The following is a 16,748-nucleotide window of genomic DNA, read 5'->3' on the forward strand; positions in this document are numbered from 1 at the left end:
TGGACAACTCGAAGGCCTCGGGAAACGCTGGCGTAGCATGACGAGAAATCGTCCGGTACCCCCCGCGGACTGGAACGGAAGGCCCCGCCGCGTGAATGCCACAGCACCACAGGAACCGCTCGACCCGCGGGACCGCCCCGCCCGACTCACCGTCGGCGTCGTCGGAGCAGGCCGGGTCGGCCCGGCCCTCGCCGCATCGCTCCAGCTCGCCGGACACCGCCCGGTCGCCGTCTCCGGCGTCTCCGACGCGTCCGTACGACGGGCTGCCGCACTGCTCCCCGACGTACCGCTGGTGACCCCCGCAGAGGTCCTCGCGCGCGCCGAGCTGGTGCTGCTGACCGTCCCCGACGACGCGCTGCCCGCGCTGGTCGACGGGCTGGTCGAGACCGGTGCCGTACGACCCGGACAGCTGCTTGTGCACACCTCCGGGCGGTACGGCGTCAAGGTGCTCGACCCCGCCACGAGGGCCGGCGCGCTGCCGCTGGCCCTGCACCCCGCGATGACGTTCACCGGGACCAGCGTCGACGTCCAGCGGCTGGCGGGCTGTTCCTTCGGAGTGACCGCCCCCGAGGAGCTGCGGCTGGCCGCCGAGGCGCTCGTCATCGAGATGGGCGGCGAGCCCGAGTGGATCGAGGAGGAGGCCCGCCCGCTCTACCACGCGGCCCTCGCCCTCGGCGCGAACCACCTCGTCACCCTGGTCGCCCAGTCGATGGAGCTGCTGCGTACGGCGGGGGTCTCCGCCCCGGACCGGATGCTCGGCCCGTTGCTCGGCGCCGCCCTCGACAATGCCCTGCGCTCCGGCGACGCCGCGCTCACCGGACCCGTCGCACGCGGCGACGCGGGCACCGTCGCGGCGCATGTCGCGGAGCTGCGCAAGCACGCGCCCGCGACGGTCGCCGGGTATCTGGCGATGGCCCGCACCACCGCCGACCGGGCGCTCGCACACGGAATGCTCAAACCGGAGCTCGCCGAGGACCTGCTGGGCGTCCTCGCCGAGGGGGACGTCCGATGAGCCACGATTTCGAACTCGTGCCGACTCTGGACGACTTGGGCCACGTTCTCGACCACCACGCCGTCCCCGGCCGCACCGCCGTCGTCATGACCATGGGCGCCCTCCACGAGGGCCACGCCACCCTGATCCGCGCCGCCCGCGAGCATGTCGGCCGCAAGGGCTTCGTCGTCGTCACGGTCTTCGTCAACCCGCTCCAGTTCGGTGCGGGCGAAGACCTCGACCGGTACCCCCGTACTCTCGACGCCGACCTCAGGACGGCCGAAGAGGCAGGCGCGGACGTCGTGTTCGCGCCCTCGGCCGGCGAGGTCTACCCGGGTGGCCGGCCACAGGTCGGCATCACCGCGGGCCCGATGGGCGAGCAGCTCGAAGGGGCCTCCCGCCCCGGCCACTTCGACGGCATGCTCACCGTCGTCGCCAAGCTCCTCCACCTCACCCGCCCCGATGTCGCCTTCTTCGGCCAGAAGGACGCACAGCAGCTCGCGCTGATCCGCCGGATGGTCCTCGATCTGAACTTCCCGGTCGAGATCGTCGGCGTACCGACCGTCCGTGAGGCCGACGGTCTCGCGCTCTCCAGCCGCAACCGCTACCTGGCGGCCGACGAGCGCCGTACCGCCCTCGCCCTGTCCAGGTCCCTCTTCGCGGCGCACGACCGCCTCGCCGCCGAACACGCCCTGCACGCCCGCGCCGAGGCCACCCACGGCACCGTCGCCCGCGCCGCCGCGCTGTCCGCGATCGGTGAGGCCCGGGCGGCGGCCGACGCGCACGCGGTGGCCCAGGCGGGACCGGGCTGCGTAGCCGCCGTCCGCGCCGCGGCCCGCGCTGTCCTCGACGAGGCCGCGCGCGCCCAACCGCCTCTCGTCCTCGACTATCTGGCCCTCGTCGATCCGGCCACCTTCACCGAGGTCCCCGACGACTACACCGGCGAGGCGATCCTCGCCGTCGCCGCGCGGATCGGTGCGACGCGCCTGATCGACAACATCCCCCTGACCTTCGGAGCCCCAGCATGACCGGAATACGGCTGAACGCCCCCGCTCCCGGCTGGGCCATCGAGGCCGACGTCGTCCTGGTCGGCTCCGGAGTCGCGGGTCTGACCGCCGCGCTGCGCTGCACGGCCGCCGGCCTGAGCACGGTCGTGGTCACCAAGGCCCGCCTGGACGACGGCTCCACGCGCTGGGCGCAGGGCGGCATCGCCGCCGCGCTCGGCGACGGCGACACCCCGGAGCAGCATCTGGACGACACCCTGGTCGCGGGCGCGGGCCTGTGCGACGAGGAGGCGGTCCGCACCCTGGTCACCGAGGGCCCCGACGCCGTACGCCGGCTGATCGCCACCGGCGCGCACTTCGACACCTCCGAGGCCGGCGAGATCGAACTCACCCGCGAGGGCGGCCACCACCGGCGCCGTATCGCGCACGCGGGAGGTGATGCGACGGGCGCCGAGATCTCCCGCGCGCTCGTCGAGGCCGTACACGCCAGCAAGCTGCGCGCCATCGAAAACGCCCTGGTTCTTGACCTGTTGACGGACGCCGACGGCCGTACGGCCGGAATCACGCTCCATGTCATGGGCGAGGGCCAGCACGACGGCGTCGGTGCCGTCCACGCCCCCACCGTCGTGCTGGCCACCGGCGGCATGGGCCAGGTGTTCTCCGCCACCACCAACCCCGCGGTCTCCACCGGCGACGGCGTCGCGCTCGCGCTCCGTGCCGGCGCGGAGATCTCCGACCTCGAATTCGTGCAGTTCCACCCGACGGTGCTCTTCCTCGGCGCGGACTCCGAGGGCCAGCAGCCGCTGGTCTCCGAGGCGGTACGAGGAGAGGGCGCCCATCTCGTCGACGCGTCCGGCACCCGCTTCATGCTCGGGCAGCACGAACTGGCCGAGCTCGCCCCCCGCGACATCGTCGCCAAGGGCATCATGCGCCGGATGCAGGAGCAGGGCGCCGCACACATGTACCTCGACGCCCGCCACTTCGGCGCCGAGATGTGGGAGCAGCGCTTTCCCACCATCCTCGCGGCCTGCCGGGCCCACGGCATCGACCCGGTCACCGAGCCCATCCCGGTCGCTCCGGCCGCCCACTACGCCTCCGGCGGCGTACGCACCGACCTGCACGGCCGCACCACCGTCCCGGGCCTGTACGCCTGCGGCGAGGTCGCCTGCACCGGAGTCCACGGCGCGAACCGCCTCGCCTCCAACTCGCTCCTGGAGGGCCTGGTCTTCGCCGAGCGCATCGCCGCCGACATCGCCTCCCGCGCCCCGCTCCGGGCCGGCCGGCCTGCCGCGCCCGCGACCCCCTCCGTGCTGCCGCTCATCGCGCCCGAGACGCGGGCCGAGATCCAGCGGATCATGTCCGGCGGCGCGGGTGTGCTCCGCTCCGCGCAGAGCCTGACCGAGGCGGCGGCCGCGCTCGGTGCCGTACACCGCAACGCCGTGCAGGACCAGGAAGGTTCGGGCAAGACGGCCGAGCCCGGAGTCGAGTCCTGGGAGACCTCCAACCTCCTGTGCGTGGCCCGTGTGCTGACCGCCGCCGCGCTGGAACGTGAGGAGACCCGCGGCTGCCACTGGCGCGAGGACCGCCCCGAGCGCGACGACGCCGACTGGCGCCGCCATCTCGTCGTACGCCTCGCGCCGGACCGCAGCCTGGTCGTCCGCCGCACCGAGAACACCGCATTCGCCCCCACAGTCCCCGACGCCCCCAGGGAGCCGTAACCGTGAGCACGCCCGAAGAACGTCCGCGTCCCGTGGACGTACCGCTGATCCAGATCGGCGCACCCGCAGCGGCCTCGACGGGCGGCTGCGGAGACGCCTGCGGCTGCTCCGCCGGCGAGGAGGGGTACGACGAGCTGGAGTGCGGCCTCGACCCCGGCCTCGCCCAGCTTCTGCTCGACGCGGGCCTCGACCCCGTACAGGTCGAGGACATCGCCCATCTCGCCATCAGCGAGGACCTCGACGGCGGCGTGGACGTGACGACCGTGGCGACCGTCCCCCAGGACGCCGTCGCCACCGGCGACTTCACCGCCCGCGAGGCGGGCACGGTCGCCGGTCTGCAGATCGCCGAGGCCATCCTGTCCATCGTCTGCACCGACGAGTTCGAGGTCGAGCGGCATGTCGAGGACGGTGACCGCGTCGAGGCCGGCCAGAAGCTGCTGTCCGTCACCACCAACACCCGTGACCTGCTCACCGGCGAGCGCAGCGCGCTCAACCTGCTGTGCCGCCTCTCCGGTATCGCGACCGCGACCCGCGCCTGGGCCGACCTGCTCGAAGGCACCAAGGCCAGGGTCCGCGACACCCGCAAGACCACCCCGGGCCTGCGCGCGCTGGAGAAGTACGCGGTGCGCTGCGGCGGCGGCGTCAACCACCGCATGTCGCTGTCCGACGCCGCGCTCGTCAAGGACAACCACGTGGTGGCGGCGGGCGGCGTCGCGCAGGCCTTCAAGGCCGTACGGGAGCAGTTCCCCGACCTCGCGATCGAGGTCGAGGTGGACACCATGCACCAGGTCCGCGAAGTTGTCGACGCTGGCGCGGACCTGATCCTGCTGGACAACTTCACCCCGGCCGAGACCGAGGAGGCCGTCGCGCTCGTCGCGAGCCGCGCCGCCCTCGAGTCCTCCGGCCGCCTCACCCTCGAGAACGCCCGCGCCTACGCCGAGACGGGCGTCGACTACCTCGCGGTGGGCGCGCTGACGCACTCCTCCCCGATCCTCGACATCGGCCTCGACCTGCGCGAGGCAGGCCTCTGATGCTGCTCACGATCGACGTCGGCAACACCCACACCGTCCTCGGCCTGTTCGACGGCGAGGAGATCGTCGAGCACTGGCGCATCTCCACCGACGCCCGCCGCACCGCGGACGAACTCGCCGTCCTGCTGCAGGGCCTGATGGGCATGCACCCGCTGCTCGGCGACGAGCTGGGCGACGGCATCGAGGGCATCGCGATCTGCTCCACCGTCCCCTCCGTCCTGCACGAGCTGCGCGAGGTGACCCGCCGCTACTACGGCGACGTACCGGCCGTCCTCGTCGAGCCCGGCATCAAGACCGGCGTGCCGATCCTGATGGACAACCCCAAGGAGGTGGGCGCGGACCGCATCATCAACGCGGTCGCCGCCGTCGATCTCTACGGCGGCCCGGCGATCGTCGTCGACTTCGGTACGGCGACGACCTTCGACGCGGTCAGCGCGCGCGGCGAGTACGCGGGCGGTGTGATCGCGCCCGGCATCGAGATCTCCGTCGAGGCGCTCGGCGTCAAGGGCGCCCAGCTCCGCAAGATCGAGCTGGCCCGTCCGCGCAGTGTCATCGGCAAGAACACCGTCGAGGCCATGCAGTCCGGCATCGTGTACGGCTTCGCGGGCCAGGTCGACGGCGTTGTCGCGCGTATGAAGGTCGAGCTCGCCGACGACCCGGACGAGGTCACCGTGATCGCGACCGGCGGTCTGGCCCCGATGGTGCTCGGCGAGTCCTCGGCGATCGACGAGCACGAGCCGTGGCTGACCCTGATCGGCCTGCGTCTGGTCTACGAGCGGAACGTCTCCCGTATGTGAGCCCGGCGCGGTATTCCGCCGCGCCGGAACTCATCGCATTAACCAGATTTTGTCCCTTTGGCGGGTATCGTCGGCCCATGCCCACGCCATACGGATCCCGCGGCGGAATGGCGTTCGGCGCAGACGAGCTGCGTGTGCTCCGACGTGCCCTCGCCGTCGCCCTCCACCCTGCCCCTCTCGCCGACGAGGACATCCAGGACTGTCTGCGTCTGGCCGATTCCCTGGACGAGGCGGTCCGCGAGGCCGGCCGGCTGCGAGCGTTCCTCCATGCCGATCTCGCCCGCTACCGCGAAGCGCTCCCGGGCTCCGCCGCCGGCTATCTGGAGCTGCTCCAGGACGCCCTGGCCGCCGGGTACGACCCCCGCCCGGAGGATCTGGCCGCGCTGCGCACCCTGCGCGGTACCGCGGCCGGTGCCGCTGTGCTGCATCGCTGCCAGACGCTCGCCGAAGCGTCGGTACGGGCCCGGCTGGCGGGCCGTCGGGTCGAGGCGGTGCCCCCAGCCGTCGCCGCGGGCCGGCGCACCCGCCTGCTCGCGCTCCCCGGCGGCCGCACCGCCGCCGACGAGCCGAAGCCGCAGCAGAAACCGCAGCAGAAGCCCCAGCAGAAACCGCAGGAGAAACCGCAGCCCAAGGCGCCGGTGCCCACCGACCGCCCGGTCCCCAAGCCTTCCGAGGCCTTTCCGCCGCGCCGCAAGCCCGTGCCCCCACCGGAGCAGCTGGCCGCCGGATAGCTACTCTGGGAGCCATGGACTACGTATCCGCGCTCCTGCCCCCCGTGGTGATGGCTGCCTTCTTCACCTTCTTGGTCGTGACGATCGTCAAGAGCCAGGGCGGCCCGAACAAGGCCAAGGAGGACGCGATCGTGGACGCCGCGGTCGCTCGCGCGGAGGCCACACAGCAGGTCGTCCGCGGCGACTGACGCGTTCCTCAACATCGAGGACGTACGGACGTTTTATGCCCGTACGTCCTTTTTGTTACGTCAATAACCAGCCATTCCGACATCTCCGACTATGGTGGCGCTGTGCCCCGCCAATTGGGAGAGCTGGAAGACGCCGTCATGACACGCGTCTGGCAATGGAACCGACCGGTCACGGTCCGGGAAGTCCTCGAAGACCTTCAGCAGGAACGGTCCATCGCCTACACCACCGTCATGACGGTAATGGACAATCTCCATCAGAAGGGCTGGGTGCGCAGGGAAGTCGAAGGCCGCGCCTATCGATATACGGCGGTCTCCACCCGCGCCGCCTACTCGGCCGCACTCATGAACGAAGCGTGGTCCAAGAGCGACAACCCCGCGGCCGCACTTGTCGCCTTCTTCGGCATGATGTCGCCCGAGCAGCGTGAGGCTCTGCAAGCCGCCGTCCGCATCGTTCAGGGCGACGAGGCCGCCGACGGTGGGACCACGCCGGAGCGATAGCGTCGGGCCATGCCTTATGCCGCAGCAAATGCCATCACCGTCCGGCGGGCCAGGACCAGCGATGTGCCGTCGGTCCGCCGACTCGTCGACCCGTACGTGAGTGAAGGCATCCTGCTCGACAAAGCGACGGTGACGCTTTACGAAGCCATCCAGGAGTTCTGGGTCGCGGAACGCGACGAGGATGCCCAGGTGGTCGGCTGCGGTGCACTGCATGTCATCTGGGAAGACCTCGCCGAAGTACGCACTCTTGCGGTGGATCCCGCGTTCAAGGGCACCGGCATCGGCCATCACGTGCTCGACAAGCTGTTGCAGACCGCCCGCCGGCTCGGAGTGCGCAAGGTTTTCTGTCTCACCTTCGAAGTCGACTTCTTCGGGAAGCACGGCTTCGTGGAGATCGGTGAGACGCCGGTCGACGGAGATGTCTACAGCGAGCTGCTGCGTTCCTATGACGAGGGTGTCGCCGAGTTCCTCGGGCTCGAACGAGTGAAGCCGAACACCTTGGGCAACAGCCGGATGCTTCTGCACCTGTGATCACCACAAGAGACGGATCCCTATGTCCGAATCGCGCACGTTTCCCGCGTTCTTGAGGTTCTGAACCTCTGCCAAGGGTTTGTGTTTTCCAGGGAAAAGCGGTTTCCTTTCCGCGTACTGCATTTTCGATGAAAGGAAATCCGGTGGCACAGAAGGTTCAGGTCCTTCTTGTCGATGACCTCGACGGTGGCGAGGCGGACGAGACCGTGACGTTCGCTCTGGACGGCAAGACCTACGAGATCGACCTCACCACCGCCAATGCGGACAAGCTCCGTGGTCTGCTCGATCCGTACGCAAAGAGCGGCCGGCGTACCGGTGGCCGTGCTGCGGCCGGTCGGGGCAAGGGCCGCGCCGCGGCCGGTGGCAACAAGGACACCGCCGAAATCCGCGCCTGGGCCAAGGCGAACGGCTTCGAGGTCAACGACCGCGGCCGCGTCCCGGCCACGGTGCGCGAGGCTTACGAGAAGGCCAACGGCTGAGTATTTGTTTGCGGCGTATTCGTACGCAGTAAACGGGCCCGGTGGCACTCGGTCGCCGCTGTGTCCACGAGTCGTACGAGATCGGGGCTGATTCCCCCACCGGAACCGGCGCTGCGCCCGAATGGGGCAAGCGCCGGCAACGTCGGTTCCACCTCGCGTCCCGGCACGGGGGGCCGCAGCCATACGGCGGCCTCCCGCGAGCCGGACCATCCGGGCGGCGGCGGGGCGGTCATCCGTCCGCCCGCGCCGATGGCGGTCAGATCGAGAGCGATCCCGCCCCACTCCAGCCAGTCGAGCAGCCCAGGCAGCTCGTCAGCGCTCCCTACGGCCACCAGAAGCCGCATTCGTTGCCCCATGAGGGCAACAGGCCCGGCAGGCCCCGTTCGGCGCAGCACAGCCGCGCCTGCGTCCGCCGGCAGCTCCAGTACGTCGAAGCGCAGGCCGGTGAGCAGCTGCACCGGATCGCAGTCCGCCACGGCCCAGCCGAGTTCGTTCTCGTACCACTGCGCGGTGCCGCCGTCGAAGGACGCACGGGGGAGCGGGACGGTGAAGGCCATACCCCCCGGAACTCCTGAGGCGGCTCGAGAGTTACGCAGAGTCGACAGATGATTGCACGCGGTGTCCGGGTTGGGGGCGTACAAGCCCATTCGAGGGCGCAAGGTTGTTCGCCCGTAGCTGAGGGAACCGGTGCGCGCTGCATGGACTGTCAGTCCTTACGGGTAAGACATTCCTAGTGGGGAGGGGCGACACGCCTGTTTGGCCGCCTTGCGTTCGCCATCGGCGTAGCGATGGCGAGGGTAACTGCCTGGCCTGCGGGAACATCGTCTCGCACCATCGGGTTGGAGCAGTTGTCGGCGTTCAGCGGTCAGGAGGCCACAGACGGGTGTCGGCAGTTGGAATGAGCGGTCCCCGCTTGCGGGACTAAGCTGCGGAAGGACAGGGAGGGGACCGACCCCTTACTGCCTGACCGCTCTGAGGAGCGATTAACGATGTTCGAGAGGTTCACCGACCGCGCGCGGCGGGTTGTCGTCCTGGCTCAGGAAGAAGCCCGGATGCTCAACCACAACTACATCGGCACCGAGCACATCCTCCTGGGCCTTATCCACGAGGGTGAGGGTGTCGCCGCTAAGGCCCTGGAGAGCCTCGGGATTTCGCTCGAGGCGGTCCGCCAGCAGGTGGAGGAAATCATCGGGCAGGGCCAGCAGGCTCCGTCCGGGCACATCCCCTTCACCCCTCGTGCCAAGAAGGTCCTGGAGCTGTCGCTCCGCGAGGCCCTCCAGCTCGGCCACAACTACATCGGCACCGAGCACATCCTGCTCGGCCTGATCCGCGAGGGCGAGGGCGTCGCCGCCCAGGTCCTCGTGAAGCTGGGCGCCGATCTCAACCGGGTGCGGCAGCAGGTCATCCAGCTGCTCTCCGGTTACCAGGGCAAGGAAGCCGCCACTGCAGGCGGCCCGGCCGAGGGCACCCCCTCGACCTCGCTCGTCCTGGACCAGTTCGGCCGGAATCTCACCCAGGCCGCTCGTGAGTCCAAGCTCGACCCGGTCATCGGGCGCGAGAAGGAGATCGAGCGGGTCATGCAGGTGCTGTCCCGCCGTACGAAGAACAACCCGGTCCTCATCGGCGAGCCCGGCGTCGGCAAGACGGCGGTCGTCGAAGGCCTGGCGCAAGCCATCGTCAAGGGCGAGGTGCCCGAGACCCTCAAGGACAAGCACCTCTACACCCTCGACCTCGGTGCGCTGGTCGCCGGCTCCCGCTACCGCGGTGACTTCGAGGAGCGCCTGAAGAAGGTGCTCAAGGAGATCCGCACCCGCGGCGACATCATCCTGTTCATCGACGAGCTCCACACCCTGGTGGGTGCGGGTGCCGCCGAGGGCGCGATCGACGCCGCCAGCATCCTCAAGCCGATGCTGGCCCGTGGCGAGCTGCAGACCATCGGTGCGACGACGCTCGACGAGTACCGCAAGCACCTGGAGAAGGACGCGGCCCTCGAGCGCCGCTTCCAGCCCATCCAGGTCGCGGAGCCGTCGCTGCCGCACACCATCGAGATCCTCAAGGGTCTGCGCGACCGTTACGAGGCGCACCACCGGGTCTCCATCACGGACGAGGCGCTGGTCCAGGCCGCCACCCTGGCCGACCGGTACATCTCGGACCGCTTCCTGCCGGACAAGGCGATCGACCTGATCGACGAGGCCGGATCCCGGATGCGCATCCGCCGGATGACCGCGCCGCCGGACCTCCGCGAGTTCGACGAGAAGATCGCGGGCGTCCGCCGCGACAAGGAGTCCGCGATCGACTCCCAGGACTTCGAGAAGGCAGCTTCGCTCCGCGACAAGGAGAAGCAGCTGCTGTCGGCGAAGGCCAAGCGGGAGAAGGAGTGGAAGGCCGGCGACATGGACGTCGTCGCCGAGGTCGACGGCGAGCTGATCGCCGAGGTCCTCGCGACTGCCACCGGCATTCCTGTCTTCAAGCTCACCGAGGAAGAGTCCTCGCGGCTCCTCCGCATGGAGGACGAGCTCCACAAGCGCGTCATCGGGCAGAAGGACGCCATCAAGGCCCTTTCGCAGGCGATCCGCCGTACGCGAGCCGGTCTGAAGGACCCGAAGCGCCCCGGTGGCTCGTTCATCTTCGCCGGCCCGTCCGGTGTCGGTAAGACCGAGCTGTCCAAGACGCTCGCCGAATTCCTCTTCGGCGACGAGGACGCGCTGATCTCCCTCGACATGTCGGAGTTCAGCGAGAAGCACACGGTTTCCCGTCTCTTCGGTTCCCCGCCCGGATATGTGGGTTACGAAGAGGGCGGCCAGCTCACCGAGAAGGTGCGCCGGAAGCCGTTCTCCGTCGTCCTCTTCGACGAGGTCGAGAAGGCCCACCCCGATATCTTCAATTCCCTGCTGCAGATCCTGGAGGACGGTCGACTGACCGACTCCCAGGGCCGCGTCGTGGACTTCAAGAACACGGTCATCATCATGACGACCAACCTCGGGACCCGGGACATCTCGAAGGGCTTCAATCTGGGCTTCGCGGCTCAGGGCGACGTCAAGTCGAACTACGAGCGGATGAAGGTCAAGGTCAACGAAGAGCTGAAGCAGCACTTCCGGCCCGAGTTCCTCAACCGTGTCGACGACACGGTGGTCTTCCATCAGCTCACCGAGGAAGACATCATCCAGATCGTCGACCTCATGATCGCCAAGGTGGATGAGCGCCTGAAGGACCGTGACATGGGCCTCGAGCTCAGCCCCACGGCCAAGTCGCTCCTCGCGAAGAAGGGCTACGACCCGGTCCTGGGCGCCCGGCCGCTGCGCCGGACGATCCAGCGCGAGATCGAGGACATCCTGTCGGAGAAGATCCTCTTCGGCGAGCTGCGCCCCGGTCACATCGTGGTCGTGGACACCGAGGGCGAGGGTGAGGAGAAGAAGTTCACCTTCCGCGGCGAGGAGAAGTCGGCACTGCCGGACGTTCCGCCGATCGAGCAGGCGGCCGGCGGAGCCGGTCCGAATCTGTCGAAGGACGCGTAAGCGTTCTGAGCAGCTGATCAGAGGGGCTGCCCCGGACCGTACGACTCGTACGGTCCGGGGCAGCCCCATTTTCCGGTCGTCCGGCTGCCGTTCAGCAGTACTTCGGCTTCTGCCAGGAGCATTCGAGGTCGGCCGCCGGCTCGGTGCCGCGCGCGGCCTTCGGCGGTACGGCGGTGACGGTGCCGTGTGCCGTGTCGGACGAGGCGAGCGTGACGACGATCGCGTCCTCGATGCTCTTCACCGAAGAGGCCAGGTAGTTGTTGAGGACGATGCTGTAGACCAGCTCACGCCCGCCCGCATCCGTGACGTAACCGGAGAGAGCTGACGCACCCGTCAAGGACCCTGTCTTGCCACGGGCGTTGAGGGCCGCCGGCGTTGCGCACATCCGGGAGCGGAGGGTGCCGCCCATGGCGCGGTCCGGGTTGCAGGCCACCGGCAGGGACGCGTACCAGTCGGCGTACCAGGAGGCGTCCCGTACGGACAGCAGCAGCGTGGCGAGTTGCTCGGCCGGGAAGAGGTTCATCCGGGTCAGGCCCGAGCCGTCGAGCTGGCGGACGGTGGAGGTCTTCACGCCCTGCTTCTGCAAGTAGTCGCTGATGGCCGCCAGTCCGGCGTCCCAGGTGCCGCGGCCCGATGTCTCGTAGCCGATCGTCTTGGTCAGCGTCTCGGCGTGCATGTTGTTGGAGAGCTTCATGAACGGGAGCATCAGCTCTTTGAGCGGCATGGAGTTGTGCGAGGCGAGAGGCTTGGCGCCGGGCGGGGTGGGGCGGCCCAGGCGGGGGCTGCCGGTGACGCGTACGCCGTGCCGGCCGAGCGCGTCGGAGAAGACGGCGGCGGCATAGCCGGTCGGCTCCCAGACGGTCACCCACTCCTTGGTGGCGCTCGCGCCGACGGGGATGTTCCCGCTGACGGTGATGGTGTTGGTGCCGTGCTCCCGCTCGACGGTGAGGGTGTCGCTCTGCCCGGAGGGGACGGTGGTTCCGCGGATGTCGAGGCGTATGTAGTCGGTGGGCGGGGTGAGTTTCACACGCGGCTTGTCACCGGCCTTGGCCCCGGGAGTGGCCTCGACGACGACCGTGCCGGAGTCGTAGTCGGTGTCGGGCGCGACGGTGAGCGGCGAGATCTGCGCGGAGTAGTACGAGGATTCGTCGTCGGCGGCCCAGGAACGGCCCAGGCGCTGGGTGTCGAAGCGGGTGTCGTCGGCGACGAGGCGGCCGGTGACGCGTGTGATGCCCGAAGCGGCGAGATCGGCGGCGAGCTGGTCGTAGTCCTTGGCGAGGGTGGTGGGGTCGCCGCCGCCGCGCAGATAGAGGTCGCCGCGGAGGACGGAACCGTGGCGGCTGCCGGTGGACAGGACGTCGGTACGGAAGCGGTGGTCGGGGCCGAGCAGCGCCATGGCGGCGGTGGAGGTGGCGAGTTTGGTGTTGGAGGCGGGCATCAGACGGTCGGTGCCGTCCCGTTGGTAGAGCCGCTCCCCGGTGGCGGCGTCGGCGATCACCACGCTCGCGGCTCCGCCGTCCATACGGGCGTCCATGAGGATCCTGTCGATGGCGCCCTTGAGTCCGGTGTCGGATGGGCCCGCCCCGGCGGGCGCGCTCCAGGTGAGTGTGCAGACGAGCCCGATCACTGCGGGCCAGATCCAGCCGTGGCGCTTCAGGCGCCGGTCAGTGCGAATCACGGGTCTACTCATGGCACAGGAGCATCCCGGAGGGCTGTGCGGGCGGGAAGGACGCAGATCGGCCGTGTGAGTCCGGCTTACAGATGCCGATTTCGGGGCGAATAGGGCATATGTGACCTGGGTGTTGGTGTGTCGTGGGCAACATCCCCGGGCCCTGATCGGCTCCGGGCCCGTGACAAGGCACACACGCCCATCCGGCTCTACTAGCCGGAATAGGAGCACTGCTCGACCCCTGTCGGGGGCCTTCGGCCCGGGGTGCGGCGGGGTCTTTGGGTCGCAGGTGGGGGAGCGGCGCTCATCCGGGCCTGGTGTCGGCCCCGCTGGGCCCCTATGTGGGGTTAAACCTCTTCCTCTGGGGATATTTCAACCGCTCTACGGCGGGGCTCCCGATCCATCCCGGAAGGTGTCAAGAGTCTGATTTGCGACGCTATGGCTACGACGCAATGTCGTAGATGGGGGGTTTGAGCGGAAGTGGACGTATCGGTTACCAAGGGATGGCCAGCCCGGTGCGAGTGCGCCGGGTCCGTTCATGCCCGGAGGTTCACCCCGTATGTCGAAGCGCGTCATCAACCACCGTCTCCGCCCGTCCGTGCTCCGTACCCGTGGCGCCGTCGTGGCCGCCGGAATCGGCGCCGTGATGGTCGTCGGAGCCGGTGCGGGTGTCGCCTCCGCCGATGCGGGCAAGACGGCAGTCGCGAATCCCGCCACTGCTGTGGTCGCCCAGGGCAACACGCAGGTGAAGGCCGTGAAGGCCGCCGCGGTGAAGGCCGTGAAGGCCGCCGCGGTGAAGGCCGGCAAGGCCAAGCCCGCCAAGAAGGCCGTCGCCTGGGTCAAGCCCGTCACCGGCTACACGCTGTCCGCGAGCTTCAACCAGGGCGGCGCCATGTGGTCGCACAAGCACTCCGGCCAGGACTTCGCCGTCCCGGTCGGCACCCAGGTCAAGGCCGCCCACGGCGGTGTCGTCGTAAAGGCCGGCCCGAACGGCGGCGGCGACGGTTCCGCGTACGGCAACGCCATAGTGATCGAGCACGCCAACGGCCAGTACTCGCAGTACGCCCACCTGTCGAAGATCGACGTCGGCGTCGGCCAGACGGTGAAGACGGGCCAGGACATCGCCCGGTCCGGCAACACCGGCAACTCGTCCGGCCCGCACCTGCACTTCGAGATCCGTACGACCCCGAATTACGGCTCCGCGGTCAACCCGGTGGCCTTCCTGCGTGCCGCGGGCGTCACCGTCTGACGCACCGCACCGCATCGCAGCGGACCGCACCGCGTCGCACCGCACCTGTAGTACCCGGCGTCAGCCTGTGACGCCGTGAGCCTGGCTCACCAGATCGATGGCGACCTCGAGGACGGCCTTGCGCTTGGCCTCCGGGTCGCCTTCGACGTCCTTGAGTACGAACATTCCGGCGTGCATCGTGAAGAGCGCGCTGATGCAGCGGACCTGGTCGGGCAGGGCCGCCTCCGGGTCCTTGATGAGGTCGAGCATCGCCAGCATGCGGTCCTTGAAGGTCTCGCCGATGCTCAGATCGCGCATCGTCGCCTGGTTCTCCTGCATGAAGCGGAAGAGCGGGGCCGCGCCGACGAGGGCCTCGCTGTAGCGACGCAGGATCTCCTGCTTCGTCTCCAGGGTGTGCGGCTGCGTCTGGGCCCACTCGATCAGCTCGTCCATCGGCCTGGTGAGGTCCTGGAAGAGGCTGATCAGGATGTCTTCCTTGGTCTTGAAGTGGTAGTACAGGGCCGCCTTGGTGACCTCGAGGGTCTCGGCGATCTCGCGCAGCGACGTCTTCTCGTAGCCCTGCTCGGCGAAGAGCTCCAGGGCCACGTCCTGGATGCGCTGGCGGGTGTTGCCTCTGGCCATGGGCACTCCTGAGAAAACTTACTTGACGCCCGGCTAGTTACGGGGCTACCTTCCCCAGTGTAGTCAACTAGCCGGGCGGCAAGTAAGTGTCGGGGAGTGGGAACGATGGCCGGTAGAGCGAACGTCGAGAAACAGCAGGGCGCTGAGTCACAGCCGCAGCCGCGCAGTGTGCGGGTCGTGATCCTCGCGCTCATGATCGCGATGCTGCTGGCCATGCTCGACAACATGATCGTCGGAACCGCGATGCCGACCATTGTCGGCGATCTCGGCGGGCTCGAGCATCTGTCCTGGGTGGTGACTGCGTACACCCTGGCCACCGCCGCCTCCACCCCGATCTGGGGGAAGCTCGGCGACATGTACGGGCGGAAGGGCATCTTCCTCACCTCCATAGTGATCTTCCTGATCGGCTCGGTACTGAGCGGCATGGCCCAGGACATGGGGCAGCTGATCGGCTTCCGCGCCGTCCAGGGACTGGGCGCGGGCGGCCTGATGGTCGGCGTGATGGCGATCATCGGAGATCTCGTACCGCCGCGGGAGCGCGGCAAGTACCAGGGCATGATGGCCGCCGTGATGGCCATCGCCATGATCGGCGGACCGCTGGTCGGCGGAACCATCACCGACCACCTCGGCTGGCGCTGGAGCTTCTACATCAACCTGCCGCTGGGGGCAGTCGCGCTCGCGATGGTCACTGCCGTGCTCCACCTGCCGAAGAAGCGGACCGACGCGCGGATCGACTATCTGGGCGCCGGGCTGCTGACCGTGGGCATCACCTCGATCGTGCTGGTCACGACCTGGGGCGGCACGGAGTACGACTGGGACTCGGCCGTGATCATGGAGCTGATCGCGATCGGCGTGGCCGCGCTCACCGGCTTTGTCTTCTCCCAGACCAAGGTCGCCGAGCCGATCATTCCGCTGCACATCTTCCGCAGCCGCAACTTCACTCTCATGTCGGTGATCGGCTTCCTGGCCGGCTTCGTGATGTTCGGCGCGGTGCTCTTCCTGCCGTTGTTCCAGCAGTCCGTACAGGGTGCTTCGGCGACCAACTCCGGTCTGCTCCTGCTGCCGATGCTGCTCTCGATGCTCGTTGTCTCGATGATCGCGGGCCGGGTCACCACCAGCACCGGCAAGTACCGGATCTTCCCGATCATCGGCGCCGGGCTGATGATGTCGGGCCTGTTCCTGCTCTCCACCATGGACACCGAGACCTCGCGGCTGAGCTCCGGGATCTACATGGCGGTGCTCGGCGCCGGCATGGGCTTCCTGATGCAGATCACCATGCTGGTCGCGCAGAACAGCGTCGAGCTGAAGGACATGGGCGTCGCCTCCTCCGGAGCCACCCTCTTCCGTACGCTCGGCAGCTCCTTCGGTGTCGCCATCATGGGCGCGCTCTTCACCGGCCGGGTCCAGGACGAGATGGCGGCCCGGGGCGGATCGCAGATCACCGCGCGCTCCGCACAGCTGGACGCCGCGAGCCTGGCGAAGCTTCCGGACCAGGTGCGTGAGGCGTACGAGTCAGCGGTGGCGTCCGGCACGCACGCGGCCTTCCTGCTGGGGGCGGCGGTCGCGGTGATCGGCTTCCTCGCGGCCTTCTTCGTCAAGGAGGTGCCGCTGCGCGGCGCGGGACCGGCGCCCGTGGAGGACGTTTCCGGCGCCGCCAAGGACAAGGTGGCGGAGTCCGTCTGACCCGCACGGTCCGACCCGCACCGCACTGACCCCTCGCGGTTCG

16 protein-coding genes are annotated in these 16,748 nt (G+C 69.0%); 13 read left to right on the forward strand and 3 right to left on the reverse strand.

Annotated features, from left to right (window positions below):
• The first annotated feature begins 91 nt into the window (after positions 1 to 91).
• The 10 genes from OG735_RS24345 (at position 92) to OG735_RS24390 (ending at position 7,968) form a co-directional block, all read left to right on the forward strand.
• Entirely contained in the window at positions 92 to 1,012 is a 921-nt protein-coding gene (locus tag OG735_RS24345; RefSeq protein ID WP_327325284.1) for a Rossmann-like and DUF2520 domain-containing protein, read from the forward strand.
• Positions 1,009 to 2,019 carry a pantoate--beta-alanine ligase gene (gene panC / locus OG735_RS24350; RefSeq protein WP_327325285.1) on the forward strand — a complete coding sequence of 337 codons (1,011 nt, stop codon included), beginning with the start codon at positions 1,009 to 1,011 and terminating at the stop codon, positions 2,017 to 2,019. Before OG735_RS24345 ends, panC begins: the two co-directional genes overlap by 4 nt.
• Complete coding sequence (locus OG735_RS24355) at positions 2,016 to 3,713, forward strand: L-aspartate oxidase (protein WP_327325286.1); 1,698 nt, start codon at positions 2,016 to 2,018, stop codon at positions 3,711 to 3,713. Before panC ends, OG735_RS24355 begins: the two co-directional genes overlap by 4 nt.
• Positions 3,714 to 3,715: 2 nt before the next feature.
• A complete protein-coding gene (gene nadC / locus OG735_RS24360; protein ID WP_327325287.1) occupies positions 3,716 to 4,744 on the forward strand; it encodes a carboxylating nicotinate-nucleotide diphosphorylase in 1,029 nt (342 codons plus the stop codon).
• Positions 4,744 to 5,541: a type III pantothenate kinase gene (locus OG735_RS24365; protein WP_108151068.1), complete on the forward strand. Its 798-nt coding sequence runs from the start codon at positions 4,744 to 4,746 to the stop codon at positions 5,539 to 5,541. The genes nadC and OG735_RS24365 overlap by 1 nt, the downstream gene beginning before the upstream one ends.
• Before the next feature lie 107 nt (positions 5,542 to 5,648).
• Entirely contained in the window at positions 5,649 to 6,272 is a 624-nt protein-coding gene (locus OG735_RS24370; RefSeq protein ID WP_327328437.1) for a hypothetical protein, read from the forward strand.
• 14 nt (positions 6,273 to 6,286) lie between these two features.
• Positions 6,287 to 6,460, forward strand: a complete 174-nt coding sequence (locus OG735_RS24375; protein ID WP_327325288.1) for a hypothetical protein — start codon at positions 6,287 to 6,289, stop codon at positions 6,458 to 6,460.
• A 102-nt stretch (positions 6,461 to 6,562) separates the two neighbouring features.
• Positions 6,563 to 6,958 carry a BlaI/MecI/CopY family transcriptional regulator gene (locus OG735_RS24380; protein ID WP_327325289.1) on the forward strand — a complete coding sequence of 132 codons (396 nt, stop codon included), beginning with the start codon at positions 6,563 to 6,565 and terminating at the stop codon, positions 6,956 to 6,958.
• A gap of 9 nt (positions 6,959 to 6,967) precedes the next feature.
• Positions 6,968 to 7,489: an amino-acid N-acetyltransferase gene (locus OG735_RS24385; RefSeq protein ID WP_327325290.1), complete on the forward strand. Its 522-nt coding sequence runs from the start codon at positions 6,968 to 6,970 to the stop codon at positions 7,487 to 7,489.
• 143 nt (positions 7,490 to 7,632) lie between these two features.
• Positions 7,633 to 7,968, forward strand: coding sequence for a histone-like nucleoid-structuring protein Lsr2 (locus OG735_RS24390; RefSeq protein WP_327325291.1), 336 nt, complete (start codon positions 7,633 to 7,635; stop codon positions 7,966 to 7,968).
• Here OG735_RS24390 and OG735_RS24395 read toward each other — a convergent pair.
• On the reverse strand, positions 7,947 to 8,525 hold the full coding sequence (locus tag OG735_RS24395; protein ID WP_327325292.1) for an SCO3374 family protein: 579 nt from the start codon (positions 8,523 to 8,525) through the stop codon (positions 7,947 to 7,949). The genes OG735_RS24390 and OG735_RS24395 overlap by 22 nt on opposite strands.
• Before the next feature lie 432 nt (positions 8,526 to 8,957).
• On the opposite strand from OG735_RS24395, the gene OG735_RS24400 reads away from it, so the two are divergent.
• On the forward strand, positions 8,958 to 11,483 hold the full coding sequence (locus OG735_RS24400; protein ID WP_327325293.1) for an ATP-dependent Clp protease ATP-binding subunit: 2,526 nt from the start codon (positions 8,958 to 8,960) through the stop codon (positions 11,481 to 11,483).
• A 91-nt stretch (positions 11,484 to 11,574) separates the two neighbouring features.
• Here the strand turns inward: OG735_RS24400 and dacB are convergent, their stop codons facing one another.
• Complete coding sequence (dacB, locus tag OG735_RS24405; protein WP_327325294.1) at positions 11,575 to 13,173, reverse strand: D-alanyl-D-alanine carboxypeptidase/D-alanyl-D-alanine endopeptidase; 1,599 nt, start codon at positions 13,171 to 13,173, stop codon at positions 11,575 to 11,577.
• A 538-nt stretch (positions 13,174 to 13,711) separates the two neighbouring features.
• Here dacB and OG735_RS24410 point away from each other — a divergent pair.
• On the forward strand, positions 13,712 to 14,401 hold the full coding sequence (locus OG735_RS24410) for a M23 family metallopeptidase (protein ID WP_327325295.1): 690 nt from the start codon (positions 13,712 to 13,714) through the stop codon (positions 14,399 to 14,401).
• A gap of 60 nt (positions 14,402 to 14,461) precedes the next feature.
• Here the strand turns inward: OG735_RS24410 and OG735_RS24415 are convergent, their stop codons facing one another.
• Positions 14,462 to 15,022, reverse strand: coding sequence for a TetR/AcrR family transcriptional regulator (locus tag OG735_RS24415; protein WP_327325296.1), 561 nt, complete (start codon positions 15,020 to 15,022; stop codon positions 14,462 to 14,464).
• 105 nt (positions 15,023 to 15,127) lie between these two features.
• Here OG735_RS24415 and OG735_RS24420 point away from each other — a divergent pair, with 105 nt between their 5' ends.
• Complete coding sequence (locus OG735_RS24420; protein WP_327325297.1) at positions 15,128 to 16,705, forward strand: MDR family MFS transporter; 1,578 nt, start codon at positions 15,128 to 15,130, stop codon at positions 16,703 to 16,705.
• The last annotated feature ends 43 nt before the right edge of the window (positions 16,706 to 16,748 follow it).

The organism is Streptomyces sp. NBC_01210 (assembly GCF_036010325.1).
Taxonomy (GTDB): Bacteria; Actinomycetota; Actinomycetes; order Streptomycetales; family Streptomycetaceae; genus Streptomyces.